Origin of the sequence: Listeria innocua, from assembly GCF_028596125.1 — a bacterium.
In the GTDB taxonomy this organism is placed as follows: domain Bacteria; phylum Bacillota; class Bacilli; order Lactobacillales; family Listeriaceae; genus Listeria; species Listeria innocua.
Map to the genome: position 1 here is coordinate 92,159 of NZ_CP117228.1, position 12,454 is coordinate 104,612.

Below are 12,454 nucleotides of genomic sequence, written 5' to 3' on the forward strand. Positions count from 1 at the left end.
AGAGGAGAGAATATAATGAAAACAGTTATTTTAGCAGAAAAACCAAGTCAAGCAAAAGAATATGCGTCTGCAATGGAAATGCATTCTATTAAAAAAGGATACATTGAAATTAAAGATAAATTATTTCCTGAGGGTGCAATAGTAACATATGGATTTGGACACTTAGTTGAACTCTGTTTACCAGGAGATTATGGAGAAGAGTATAATAAATGGTCATTAGCTAATCTGCCTATTTTTCCCGAAATGAAATATAGAGTAGCAAAAGATAAAATTGAACAATTTTCAATTGTAAAAGGTCATCTTCAAAAGGCTACTCAAATTATTATTGCTACAGATTGTGATCGTGAAGGTGAATTAATTGCATGGCTTATTATAAATCAGGCAGGTATTAATAGAAATGAGAAGAAGGTAGATCGATTATGGATTAATTCATTAGAAAAAGAAGCGATTAGAAAAGGTTTTAAATCTTTAAGAAGTTCAGATGAAACATACGATAAATTTTTGGAAGCACAGACAAGACAAAAAAGTGATTGGTTGGTTGGCATGAATTTATCTCCGTTATACACATTGAGTTTACAAGAAAAAGGAGTACAGGGAGTTTTTCCAATCGGACGTGTGCAAACGCCTACTTTAATGATGATTTATAAACGACAAAAAGAAATTGAAAGTTTTATAAGTAAAAAATACTATGAAATTGAACTAAAAGGCAATCAAAATAAGCTGCTTTGGACAGCAAGACTAAAGGAAAAACAAAAATTTGATAGTAAAGAAAGTTGTAAAACATTTTTAGAGAACGAAAAATTAAAAGAAGGTAAGCAGAATGTTCTAGTAACCAACATTCAGAAAGAAATGAAAGAAACACAGAGTCCACGATTATTTTCATTAAGCGCATTGCAAGTAGTTATGAGTAAGAAGGAAAAAGTATCACCAAAAAAAGTTCTAGAATCTGTTCAAAAATTGTATGAAAAAAAATTACTCACATATCCTCGAACAGATTCAGTTTATATTACTGAAAATGAACTAGAATATTTGTTATCGTTGAAGGAGTCTTACCAAAAACTTTTTTCTATTAATCAGCATTTAGATCATGTTGATAAGAAAACAAGGTTTGTGAATTCTAAAAAAGTTCATGAACATCACGCAATTATTCCCACTAAAAAGATTCCATCACAAACAGAACTACAAGGGTTGACAGATTTAGAAAGAAACATCTATGAATTAGTGACACGAACAACTTTAGCTATGTTTGCTGAAACATATCAATATGAAGAAACTACAGTAGACTTGTTAAGTAATAATGTTCCTTTTGCAGCAAAAGGAAAAGTGGAAAAATTACTAGGTTGGAAGAGTATTTTAAATGATGTGGTAGAGAAGGAACCAGATGAGTCTACAATCCCATCGCTAGAGTTAGATATGTTTATTGAAATGGACTTACAGGTGATATCTAAGGATACTAAGCCACAAAAAGCATTTACTGAAGGCGCTCTAATTCAGGCGATGAAAACAGCTGGTAAGGAACTTGAAAATGAAGAAGCACAGTCAATTTTAAAAGATGTTGAAGGAATTGGAACGGAAGCTACTAGAGCGGATGTTATTGAAAAATTAAAATCACAAGATTACATTAATGTTGTGAAAAATCAACTAGAAGTTACGAAAAAAGGCCAGCAAATTGGAAAAGTACTTGAAAGTGATAAATTGTTTAGTAGTGCAGAAATGACTGCTCTTTGGGAAAAAGATTTAAAATCAATTAGTGAAGACGCGCTCACACAAGATGTTTTTTTAAAGAGAATTAAACATTTAGTTAAATCATATATAAAACAAGTTCCGCAAAATTTGGACAATATTAGTAAGGAAACTGAATGGCAAGAAATGCAAAAGGTACAAAGTGTTGGTGTATGCCCGAACTGTGGAAAGGATATTGTTGATAGAGGAAAAATGTATAGTTGCGTTGGTTACAAAGATAAATCATCTTGTTCATTTACCCTAATGAAAAAAATAATGGGGAAAACCTTACCACAAAAAGATGTGTCACTTCTTTTAAGTGATGGGTCTACACGAACTATAAAAGGATTTGTAAGTAAAAAAGGAAACAAATTTGATGCACAGCTAAAGTGGGATAAAGACAAAATTACTTTTGTCTTTCCAAATAAGAAATAATCAGTAAAGCCTTTTATTATAGGGGCTTTTTTGTTGAAAGGAGGTGGAATTATGACTTTATGTTTATTAGTTGAGGTAAATGCAGATTTTTCAGAAGCTGTTTTATTTGATATCGAGAAGCAAGAAAATACAACAGTCTTATTGTCAAAGAATGACTATGAATCATTGTCAACAATTACAGCATCGACTGATGAAGAAATATTCTTAGAAATTGATATGTCTAAGAAGCAAATTGTATGGAATAACCAATGAAGAAAGGAGTAAAATTTACATGAAAAAGGCGACGTATCAGCTTAAATCAAGAGAAGAAAAAGAGCAAGAAGTACAAGATTTAATGGATAGCATGTACAAAAAAATGGAAGGCTATACAGCTAATGTAGGTCAAGTTAAAGAGTATTTAAACTTTATGAGTAATTTCTACAAATATTCTTCACGAAATCAACAGCTTATTCAAACACAGTATCCTGGAGCGCAGGGTGTTGGTTCTTTTGCATTTTTTAAGGAAAAAGGTTTTTCTGTTCGTAAAGGTGAAAAAGGAATAAAGATTTTTGTTCCTATGCAAATGAAAATGTTTGACAGAAACGGAGCAATGGAACATATAAGTTATGCGACTGAAGAAGAAAAGAAAAAAATTAAAAGTGGAGAGATTTATTCTGTAGAAAGAACTCATTTTAAGCTTTCGTCTGTTTTTGACATTACTCAGACAAATGCAAAAGCTAGTGATTATCCAAGTCTTTTTCCAAACAGAATTCAAGAATTTAAGGTCGAGAACAACGATTTAAGAGAAGTAAAGCATGTTCTTGAGAATATTGCAGATGGAAGAGGTATACAGCTCAATACAGTTGATAGTCTAGGCGCGGTGAAGGGGAACTTCACACAGTATTTAAACACAGATACAAACGAAATTAAAAAAATAATTAATCTGAATGGAAAAAATACGCCTTCCGAGGAAATACAAGTATTTGTGCATGAATTAGCACATGAACGTTTGCATAATTATGAACGATTACAGAATGAAAATAAAAACGGTGGAAGTATAACATATTCAACTGAAGTGAAGGAGCTTCAAGCAGAGATGACATCTTATATTGTTTGTCACCATATTGGAATGGATACAGAGGATTTTTCATTACCATATATTGCAAATTGGACGAAAAATGGAGACAAAATTGAGGATAAGATTGCAGTATTAAAGGAAGTAAAGGACGCATCATCTGATCTAATTGAAGAAATTAATAATGACCTTGATAGATCGAAAAATAAAGATCGTAGTATTGAAAATTCTTATTCTGTTGAAAAAGAAAATAAGCAACAAGACTATTATACAACAAACAACGCTGCACTTAGTCGATAGAGAAGAGAAACGAATAGAAAAATTATGATGTAATAGGGCTTCTCGGTGAGAAGTCCTATTTATATGGATTTTTGAAAGGAGTAGTATAAAGATGACTGAAATTGAAAAGAAAGCTTTTATACGTAAGAATATAAAAGAGTTTAAAGATGCAGATGAAATGTTAACAGAGTTAAATGCCCGACCTCATGGAAGATATTTTTTATGTACATGTCCAGAATGCAACTATCATGAAGCCTATATGTATAAAGACAAAATGAACGTGATCTTTTGTAATAGACAAAATGAATGCGGAGAAACAACAAGAGTAATACTGACAGAAAATGATAATACTAGTGATCTTCAAGAGAAATATAAAAATAAGAATGGAAAAAAATGGCTATCTAAAGCTGAGAAAGAAGAATTAAAGATTTTAACAGCAAATATGCGTTATTTTATTGATGGTAACGCTTCTTTTGATATGGAAAAAGGAGAAACTTTCCGAGGTATTAGTCGAGGTGTTTATCAGAATCATTTACTGATAACTCCAGATTTAAAATTTGGTAGCCGTCTTCTTAATGCGTTTCCGTTGCTCATGAGACGGTATGGTCAATCAGAAGAATCTATCAAACGTTTTGAAAATAGAGATGTTGTTATTCCGTTTTTTGATGAAAAAGGGCAGTTAGATCGCTTATTATTACGATCAACTTCTCCAGATATAGAATATAGTAATGAATATCCAAAAGAAATTCATTGTATTGTGCAATATCAAAAGCAAGAAGTTAAAAACTTTCAACACAATTTAACTAAAGAAGGGGTATCCCCCATCTTGATATCTGAAACTCTTATAAATGCTCTTTCTGTTAAAGAAATTGATCATGACGTAGAGTTTATTGCTGCTACTGGCGTTAATCACGTGCGACAAATGAAAGAGTATATTCTAGAAAATAAGGAAATATTTCAGGAAAGAGGAGTTGTTTTAGCATTTGATCCTGATAAAGCTGGCAATTTAGCAAGAGAAAAATTGAAAACAATTTTAAGTAATGAAAATATACCAACTCGTGATTTTCCCTATGATAATGATATACAGGATATGAATGATATTCTTCAACACAATGATCAAGATTTAAAAGACTTATGGGATAATACGCGAGATAATTTTCAAAAACAGTTAGCTTATATAAATGAATTTAATTTAGCAATAGACAATATTGCTAGATATCAAGTAAATCTATATAATGTTAATTTTGACGAAGAGAAGGCTGACATATTAAAAAAGATAAAGACCAAGAATAAAATATATGTAGCTTATAAGCAGGATTTTCAAGAGAGTTTAGGGGAATATGAAGTTACTACGTACTTTAATATAGCTGATATGACATTAGAACAAGAGTTTAATGATCATGATCGAAAATATACACTGGTTATTCAAGAATATGAATCTCCTTTAGAGTTTCTGGCAGACACAGAAAATTTAAGCGAGGATTATTTAACGAACGTATCTTCTGAACAAGCTTTAAAAGCGAAAGAAAAATATATCCAAGATGAAACGGAATTTTTTATTCGTCAAGAAGCGCTAAGTTTTGATTACTAGATTAAATATCAATAATTACAGTATGACTTTCTAACAAGGGAGTTAAATACAGTAGGACAAATAAGTAACGCTATAACGGTTCGTTATCGGAATGAGTAATAGAAAAAGCACTTACTCTATTTTTGCTTTGGATTCAAAATAATAAAAGAGTACCCGAGAAGCAGCCACTTCAAAAAGTTACTCTTACAAAAAAGTTATATCGTAATTATACCACAAAAGTGGTCTGAGTAGTACATCTTAGAAAGGAGTTATAGAAATGATTGAATACAAAGATTTGCCAGATTATAGCTATGGTTATGCTAAAAAGAATAAAAAAACAATCATCATTATGAAAGACACTGGGGAAGTCATTCCTTGTAAAGCTGAAGACATACCCCCCAAAAAGTTAAATAAAGAAATGGGTATTAGTCCTGGAGTCATGGCGATTATGATGGTAGGCCATGGAAAAGGGTTTAAGTATGTGAAGGAAAATATGGAAGAGTTAAGCTTAATGGCTCAAGCGATTGATGAGAAGGAGCTGGAAACATGAAAAAGAAGCAAGTATTAACATCTATTTTAACGCTTATCATGCTTGTACTAGTAACGATAAGCGGCTATTTAGTGAAAAACTGGGAAACATATTTTCCGCCAGCATCTTTTGATGAAGGAACCAACATTTCGAGTGAGGAAATTTCATCATTAGCCAACGAAACGTTTAAAGGAAATCAAGTAATTTCTGTGAATAATCAAGTACCTGTTTTTACACAAGAAGAGCTTTCTTTGAAGGAAGGAATGTGGCAAAAGTTTTCAGAATTAGATTCGCTTAATCGTGTAGGAGAAGCAAATGCGATGTTGCACAATAGTATGATGCCTAAAGATGAAAGAGAAGCGTTGTATGTCAATCCATCAGGGTGGAAAAATAAGAAGACAAAAACAGGGTGGTTATATAACAGAGCACATTTAATTGGCTTCCAGCTGTCAGGAGAAAATAATAATCCTAAAAACTTGATGACAGCAACAAGGAGTTAAAACACTCCTTGTATGCTGGAGTACGAAAATAGAGTGGCGGACTATTTACATGAAACGAATAATTATGTTCGTTATCGAGTTACACCTATTTTTAAAGATCATGAAAATTAATTATACAGATGGGACTTCAAAAGTAGAAAGGACAGATGAATAGATGGAAAACATGAAAAAATATGAAATAAAAACTATTGAAAACGGATGGACACGTTTAGAGAACTACCGTGATGGATATGTGGTTGCAATTAAGGCGTTTCAAGGAATATGCGTGAATATCACAAACTTTTCTAGTTCATCTCTACACGGCTATAGCATAGAGGATTTAGAAAAGGACACAGGAGATTGGAGTTATATCTTTGATGAGCAATTGTTAGAGCGAGTCGATGGAGAGGACGAATTAAAAACCGTTTTAGAGAAATATCATTTAACAGAAGCTGAAATTACTGAAGTACTTAGCTATGATTTTGATAATAGATACAGTGAGTCATATGAGCTACAGGCGAAACGAATTCAAGCATACATGAGAAACGAATACTGTTATTCCAACAGGTACAAGGATTTGGATAGATGAAAATGGAGATGTTTTTTTTCCAGTCTAAAAGAGGATGGCCTCATAAAAGCTGAAAAAGAGGAGTACAATAGGAACAGCAAAGGAGGTGATTAAATAATGAGCAAAACGCATAAACAGTGTGTAGCAAGTACAGACCGTATAGGTGAGGTAGAGAAAGAAAAAGGAAAAAAGTATGAAATTATGATGTTTTTTAGTAATTTACCGGGATTAGAAAAATATAGTGTTAGTTATAAAATTAACAAACCGTTTGGAGATTTAGATGTTTCTAAAGAAGAGACATCTTACGAGTTTACCGAAACCGGATATGGACTTGCAATAAGCAAATATATTGAGTATAGAGATCTTATTGATAAAAACAAAACTAAATAATGCGAATAATTAGCCATTGCAAAAGAAGATATTTTTGTTTCAAAACACAAAACTCAAACACAAAAAAAAGCCCACTCAATCTTACTCAATGACATTGAGTAAGATTGGGGTAAAGGACGAAAAACATTGGCGTTCTAAGAGAGAAGATGAATTTTTGTTTTCTCTTTTTTCTTCCAGCGTTTTGAATCATACTTAATATATGTTATAATGACATTAAGTAAGATTGGTGAAAGAGGTGAATTTTTCAAATGGAAGAAGTGCAACCAATCAAAAATGTAGAAAAAATTGCGTTGATGAAAACTATTTTGTCCCAGGGGGATTTTGGAGAAAGGAACGTGTTACTTTTTTCTATCGGTATCAATACGGCTTATCGTATTTCGGATTTGTTGAGTTTGAAGTTAAGGGATGTTTTAGAAATATATCGGCAAAAAGTCCGAGTGAAAAGTCGATTGAAGATGACGGAGCAAAAAACGGAAAAAAACAACTCGGTGATCTTAACGAAGAAGTTGCAGAAGGATATTTGGGATTTTGTATCTAAAGAACATGCAGAATGGATTGCTCAGCAGGATTTAGATCACTACTTGTTCACAAGTCGAAAGAAAAATGCCGGAGAACAGCCGTTAACACGGCAGCAAGGATGGTATATTATATCAACGGCCGGAAAAAAGGCTGGATTAGAAAATTTGGGTACGCATAGTATGCGGAAAACCTTTGGCTATCATTTGTACAAAAATGGAGTTGGCCTAGAATTAATTCAAGTATTGTTGAATCATTCTTCCCCTAAAATTACGCTAAGATACATCGGTATCGAGCAGGAAGATAAAGATCAAGCCGTAAGTAGTTTAGGCTTATAGTTTTTCTGGTAGCATAGCAGCACAGAAATATACCTTAATAAAAGAATGGAGAATGATATAATGCAGGCCATTATAAATGGAAAATAAAAGAAGAACTCAGAGAACAGCAATAGCACAAAGTGATATAAGGAGTTGATTTTTTGGAGAAGTTAAAAACGAATATTAATAATATATATAAAGATGATCTAGATTTAGCAAACAAAGAACGTAGGGAACCATTTTACATTCTTGTTGGGTATGAGTTAACTACGGGGTTGTTAAATGTTATTGAACGGAAACCAAATCAAAATATTTCTATTTCTTCTATATTAGATTATTACAAAATGGACACGCAAGAATTGTATGATTTTGTAATACAAAATAGACCAGAAATTCCGGAGTTTTTTTCAATGGTTGCTATTAGTTTAGAAACGTTTGCCGATGTACAGGAGTATAATTTCAGATTACTTAATTTTATATTGAGTAAGGAGAGTAAAGTTAATTGGAGAAGTAGAAAACAGATAGGCGTGGAGGAGCTGGGTGAAAAATAATAAACAAATAGGTTAAATGAATCGTGTAGAAAAAAAATAAGGAAAAAGACATATTGCAAATAAGAACATATGTTTGTATAATACATACAAACATATGTTCTTATTATTTTTGGGGGTTTTGGCCATGGAAAAATTATTAATTGGAAAAAAGTATGATGAGAGAGTCACTCAGCCTATTATTACAAATGAGCGTTGGGAGCAATATTTAAAATTAATACACGACTCCATAGATAATGATTATTCTCTACGATTTACTACGTATTCTGGTGGTTATGAACATCATGTTTCAGGCAAATGTTACTTATTTAATGAGTCATTGAAGACTATTTTAGTCAATGGAATTATTGTGCGAGATATAGAAATACTCTCGATTGAAAGGTTGTGATTTGGATGACCTACAAGGATAGAGGAATTAAAAAGTGGCAAGGATTTTTCTTAAGTGAACATAATGACCAAATGGATCAACAGCAAGCTTCTTCTAAGCTGAAATGGCGAGAAGCTATGTCGTCAGAATGCATTGAGAGTGTGTTAAGTGCTGCTATCACACATCAGTCTTCATTAGTGATACAAAAAAAGCCCCTAAATGCGGATGCTTTTCCAGAACCAGATGTCATAGGCAGAATTGCTGGAATAGATGGTGATATTATTTTTATTCAAGCAGCTTCCGGAGTTATTTCCCTGTCTTTCTACAGTATCTTAAACATTGAAGAACGGACAACAGAAAAATGGTACAGATAGAAGATTATTCTCATGCACCACGAAAAGATATTCTGTGTATCGATGTAAAATCATTCTTTGCTAGTGTCGAATGCGTGAAGCGTGGATTAGATCCTTTAAAAGCGAAATTAGTCGTAATGAGCAATGCTGATCGAGCTGGCGGATTAGTGCTTGCAGCAAGTCCAATGATGAAAAAAGTTCATCGAATAAAAACGACTTCTAGAATGTATGAAGTACCCACCTGGGATAAAGAAATTATCATTGCTCCACCAAGAATGAAACTATATCTAAAAGTAAATGCGATGATCCAAGCAATTTTTTTACGCTATGTACCCAAAGAATTTTTCTTCCCCTACTCAATCGATGAAGCCTTTTTAGATGTCACTGGATCACATGCACTTTTTGGATCCACTCAAGAAATTGCGGAACGAATTCAAGCGGATATTTTAAGAGAGTTACGTTTGTTTGTGACAGTGGGAATTGGTGATAACATGCTGTTGTCTAAACTTGCGTTAGATAATGCGGCTAAACATAGAACGGATGGAATTGCTACCTGGAGATATGAAAATATCCAGGACACCATCTGGGAAATAAAAGATTTAACGGATATGTGGGGTATTGGCCATCGGACTGCTGAGAATCTAAAAAGATTAGGAATATTTAGTGTGTATGCGTTAAGTCAATCCCCTCCCCCACTCTTAAAGAGGAGGCTAGGAGTGATAGGGGAGCAGTTATATTACCATTCACATGGAATTGATTATAGTAAAATAAATGAAAAATATGTGCCTATTTCGAAGAGTTATGGAAAGAGTCAAATACTAGAACGAGATTATCACGACCCGTGGGAAGTCGTAATTGTTATTCAAGAAATGGCTGAAGAGATTGCAATGAGATTGAGAAAGCAGCATGTAAATACGTCTGTAGCCTATATAGGGATTAGATATAGTAAGTTTAGTGTGAAGAGTGGTTTTAGACATCAAATGAAAATAGATGCTACTAGCAGTAACAAGGAAATTGTTGGCCACTTTCTTGCGCTCTTCTGGCAGTATTATGAGAATGAAGCTGTACGACAAGTAGAATTATCTTGCGGTGGAATTACTAGGAAAGCTGGACTTCAATTAAACTTATTTGAAAATCCTGAAAGAACAATTAACCAGGAACAATTAGACACCACTATAGATAAAATTAGACAACGTTATGGTTTTAGATCGATGATGCATGCAAGTAGCCTTTTAACTGGTGCAACTGGATTAAAACGTTCTGATTTGGTCGGTGGGCATAAAGGATAAAAAGATAATTAGATAAATTTATCTTTTTATCTAATTATCTTTAGATAAAACTATCTGTTTTTCAATAAATCCTTAAGTATCTTTTGTTGTCTTGGTTCTAGCTTAGTATCCACCCAGTTTTCTAATAAGAGATTTACCAATTCATAATGTTTTAATTTTGTTTCAAAGAAATTATTAGCTATTGTATCAATTAATAACATATCGTCAGGGTTAACCTTAATATTTTTCCTGTCTTTTGCATTAACTTTTTTTTCGGAGTTGGACTTTGTATTAACTTTTCTCGATGTATCTGCTTGAGTTTTTACTTTTGCTTGTTCCTTGTCTTTACGATCTATTAATCGAGCCATTAACAACAATCTCCTTTCCCAAAGCAGTTACTTTACCAATTTTTGGATTGTAAAAAATTGGTTTATATTGATAGTTATCTAAATCACTGCCGTTTTCAATAAGCTGCATACGTTCAAGCATCTCTTGTACTATATCAGTATAGAGTGCAAACATTGTTCGATCCCAATGATCTTCAAATTGAACGCCAAATTTACCATATAACTCTAGTCTTGCGTGATTGTTTATTGTAGTTCCAAATATATTTTCTTTACCAAATTTTTCTTTTGTAGTTTCTAGTATTTTTTCATGCAATTTTCTTTTTTTCTGTAGTAAAACTGGTAAAATACCAATTATTTCTGTTTTGAAGCGACTGCCAAAATCATCTACTAAGGTATTAAGATAAGTTGAAATAAAGGTGTTTGAGCCTTCTAATGCAAATTGTTGAGTTTCTTGAACCACAACTAAGTAATCAGCAGCAACTACAGCATTATCTACTTTTAAATCTGTAGAAGGTGGAACATCAATAAAAATAAAATCATAGTCATCACGAATTTTGTCTATAAGTGAAGAGAGATAAAAAGTTTGTGCTTCTTCAGTTTTGAATTTACCAATTAAAAAATTAACCATTTTTCTCATATCGTAACTACCAGGGATAATATCAATATTTTCGTCTAAATTAACAATCGCTTTTGTTAAGTCTCCTTCTTCAATTGCTTTCATTAGTGACATGGGGAACTCTATAACATCATAAGTTTTACTCATGAAACTAGTTTCATTACCTTGCATATCTTCATCAATCAATAAAACTTTTTTATTAAAGACATGCGCAAGAATAATTGCCTCCATAGTGGTGTTGGTAGTTTTCCCTACTCCACCTTTTTGATTTGCATTAATAATAACTCTGCATCGATTATCACTTAGTACTTTCTGCACTTTTTTATATTCTTCTATATAAGCCGGACTATTAAACATTCTCTCGCCTCCTGTAATATATTTGTAATAAAGATAAAAGGATAAAAAGATAAATTTATCTGATAAACACATAATAACATTCCTTGAATTTTATGTAAAGCGAAAAAAGATAAATATTCGGAGGTTATATAAATTATTTGTAGTATAAAGTAACATAGTAACTTATAAAATTAATTGTAAATTGCATAACAGCAATACTTTACAGGAGATAAAAAGATATATAGATAAAAAAATAAAAAGATAATGAGATATATAGATAAAAAGATAAAGAGATAAAAAGATAAAAGTATATATAGATAAAAAGATAAAAAGATATTTATATCTTTTTATCAAATATTATATAGGAGTAAGCTTATTGTGAGAAAAATTGATAGTTTACAAAAAAAAAAACTTGTTGTATTGTGTAAACAACAAGTAAATAAAAAAGGAATCGCCCATGCATTGACCAAAATGCACTTTAATGTGTTCGACCAAAAACACATTAAAAAGACGAAACCCTACAAGCTATTAATTTAAAATTGATAAAAAAATTATAGCATAAGTAGGCTTATTTGACAATGCTTAAAAGCAAGTTTTCAAGCATTTTTATAAGGTTTTTGAACGTTTCGTGCATGTGAAAAAGTTTCCTTTTCCTGCGCGAGATTTTTGTTTAAAAGGACAAGATTTCTCTGCAGGGAGGGATCTTGTCCTTTTTTGTTTGCTAAAAGTGAGAATCAACGAAGAGAGGAGAGAGGATCAG

At 32.2% G+C, this 12,454-nt stretch carries 14 protein-coding genes and 1 pseudogene; 13 read left to right on the forward strand and 2 right to left on the reverse strand.

The features are described from left to right. Nucleotides 1-15 precede the first annotated feature (15 nt). From PQQ29_RS00510 to PQQ29_RS00570, 13 genes and pseudogenes are all read left to right on the forward strand, one after another. Nucleotides 16-2,157, forward strand: a complete 2,142-nt coding sequence (locus PQQ29_RS00510) for a type IA DNA topoisomerase (protein WP_077316122.1) — start codon at nucleotides 16-18, stop codon at nucleotides 2,155-2,157. A 51-nt stretch (nucleotides 2,158-2,208) separates the two neighbouring features. Then, nucleotides 2,209-2,409: a hypothetical protein gene (locus PQQ29_RS00515; protein WP_068995935.1), complete on the forward strand. Its 201-nt coding sequence runs from the start codon at nucleotides 2,209-2,211 to the stop codon at nucleotides 2,407-2,409. 19 nt (nucleotides 2,410-2,428) lie between these two features. Next, the gene (locus tag PQQ29_RS00520; RefSeq protein ID WP_077316121.1) at nucleotides 2,429-3,511 is read left to right on the forward strand and encodes an ArdC-like ssDNA-binding domain-containing protein; all 1,083 of its coding nucleotides are present in this window, start codon (nucleotides 2,429-2,431) and stop codon (nucleotides 3,509-3,511) included. Between the two features lie 91 nt (nucleotides 3,512-3,602). After that, entirely contained in the window at nucleotides 3,603-5,081 is a 1,479-nt protein-coding gene (locus PQQ29_RS00525; protein ID WP_077316120.1) for a toprim domain-containing protein, read from the forward strand. A 256-nt stretch (nucleotides 5,082-5,337) separates the two neighbouring features. Continuing rightward, the gene (locus tag PQQ29_RS00530; protein ID WP_068995931.1) at nucleotides 5,338-5,610 is read left to right on the forward strand and encodes a hypothetical protein; all 273 of its coding nucleotides are present in this window, start codon (nucleotides 5,338-5,340) and stop codon (nucleotides 5,608-5,610) included. Nucleotides 5,611-5,648: 38 nt separating this feature from the next. After that, a pseudogene (locus PQQ29_RS14450) lies at nucleotides 5,649-6,200 on the forward strand (DNA/RNA non-specific endonuclease). Nucleotides 6,201-6,243: 43 nt separating this feature from the next. Continuing rightward, complete coding sequence (locus tag PQQ29_RS00540) at nucleotides 6,244-6,657, forward strand: hypothetical protein (RefSeq protein ID WP_077316119.1); 414 nt, start codon at nucleotides 6,244-6,246, stop codon at nucleotides 6,655-6,657. A gap of 96 nt (nucleotides 6,658-6,753) precedes the next feature. After that, entirely contained in the window at nucleotides 6,754-7,026 is a 273-nt protein-coding gene (locus PQQ29_RS00545; protein WP_077316118.1) for a hypothetical protein, read from the forward strand. A 248-nt stretch (nucleotides 7,027-7,274) separates the two neighbouring features. Continuing rightward, nucleotides 7,275-7,880 (forward strand): tyrosine-type recombinase/integrase, encoded by a 606-nt coding sequence (locus PQQ29_RS00550; RefSeq protein WP_068995980.1) that lies wholly within the window; start codon nucleotides 7,275-7,277, stop codon nucleotides 7,878-7,880. Between the two features lie 140 nt (nucleotides 7,881-8,020). Next, nucleotides 8,021-8,410: a hypothetical protein gene (locus tag PQQ29_RS00555; RefSeq protein ID WP_068995979.1), complete on the forward strand. Its 390-nt coding sequence runs from the start codon at nucleotides 8,021-8,023 to the stop codon at nucleotides 8,408-8,410. Nucleotides 8,411-8,534: 124 nt separating this feature from the next. Next, nucleotides 8,535-8,795 (forward strand): YolD-like family protein, encoded by a 261-nt coding sequence (locus PQQ29_RS00560; protein ID WP_226319491.1) that lies wholly within the window; start codon nucleotides 8,535-8,537, stop codon nucleotides 8,793-8,795. Between the two features lie 5 nt (nucleotides 8,796-8,800). Next, nucleotides 8,801-9,148 carry a hypothetical protein gene (locus tag PQQ29_RS00565; RefSeq protein WP_068995978.1) on the forward strand — a complete coding sequence of 116 codons (348 nt, stop codon included), beginning with the start codon at nucleotides 8,801-8,803 and terminating at the stop codon, nucleotides 9,146-9,148. Beyond that, a complete protein-coding gene (locus PQQ29_RS00570; RefSeq protein ID WP_068995977.1) occupies nucleotides 9,136-10,416 on the forward strand; it encodes a Y-family DNA polymerase in 1,281 nt (426 codons plus the stop codon). The genes PQQ29_RS00565 and PQQ29_RS00570 overlap by 13 nt, the downstream gene beginning before the upstream one ends. Before the next feature lie 50 nt (nucleotides 10,417-10,466). On the opposite strand, the gene PQQ29_RS00575 is transcribed toward PQQ29_RS00570, so the two are convergent. Further along, entirely contained in the window at nucleotides 10,467-10,763 is a 297-nt protein-coding gene (locus tag PQQ29_RS00575; RefSeq protein WP_068995976.1) for a replication and copy control-associated protein, read from the reverse strand. Next, nucleotides 10,741-11,715, reverse strand: a complete 975-nt coding sequence (prgP, locus tag PQQ29_RS00580; RefSeq protein WP_003728501.1) for a ParA superfamily DNA segregation protein PrgP — start codon at nucleotides 11,713-11,715, stop codon at nucleotides 10,741-10,743. The genes PQQ29_RS00575 and prgP overlap by 23 nt, the downstream gene beginning before the upstream one ends. Nucleotides 11,716-12,454 lie beyond the last annotated feature (739 nt).

Excerpts from the sequence above, each read along its gene's own strand:
- PQQ29_RS00510 (WP_077316122.1), top strand. The coding sequence starts at position 16 with ATGAAAACAGTTATTTTAGCAGAAAAACCAAGTCAAGCAAAAGAATAT.
- PQQ29_RS00515 (WP_068995935.1), top strand. The coding sequence starts at position 2,209 with ATGACTTTATGTTTATTAGTTGAGGTAAATGCAGATTTTTCAGAAGCT.
- PQQ29_RS00520 (WP_077316121.1), top strand. The coding sequence starts at position 2,429 with ATGAAAAAGGCGACGTATCAGCTTAAATCAAGAGAAGAAAAAGAGCAA.
- PQQ29_RS00525 (WP_077316120.1), top strand. The coding sequence starts at position 3,603 with ATGACTGAAATTGAAAAGAAAGCTTTTATACGTAAGAATATAAAAGAG.
- PQQ29_RS00530 (WP_068995931.1), top strand. The coding sequence starts at position 5,338 with ATGATTGAATACAAAGATTTGCCAGATTATAGCTATGGTTATGCTAAA.
- PQQ29_RS00540 (WP_077316119.1), top strand. The coding sequence starts at position 6,244 with ATGGAAAACATGAAAAAATATGAAATAAAAACTATTGAAAACGGATGG.
- PQQ29_RS00545 (WP_077316118.1), top strand. The coding sequence starts at position 6,754 with ATGAGCAAAACGCATAAACAGTGTGTAGCAAGTACAGACCGTATAGGT.
- PQQ29_RS00550 (WP_068995980.1), top strand. The coding sequence starts at position 7,275 with ATGGAAGAAGTGCAACCAATCAAAAATGTAGAAAAAATTGCGTTGATG.
- PQQ29_RS00560 (WP_226319491.1), top strand. The coding sequence starts at position 8,535 with ATGGAAAAATTATTAATTGGAAAAAAGTATGATGAGAGAGTCACTCAG.
- PQQ29_RS00565 (WP_068995978.1), top strand. The coding sequence starts at position 8,801 with ATGACCTACAAGGATAGAGGAATTAAAAAGTGGCAAGGATTTTTCTTA.
- PQQ29_RS00570 (WP_068995977.1), top strand. The coding sequence starts at position 9,136 with ATGGTACAGATAGAAGATTATTCTCATGCACCACGAAAAGATATTCTG.
- PQQ29_RS00575 (WP_068995976.1), bottom strand. The coding sequence starts at position 10,763 with ATGGCTCGATTAATAGATCGTAAAGACAAGGAACAAGCAAAAGTAAAA.
- prgP (WP_003728501.1), bottom strand. The coding sequence starts at position 11,715 with ATGTTTAATAGTCCGGCTTATATAGAAGAATATAAAAAAGTGCAGAAA.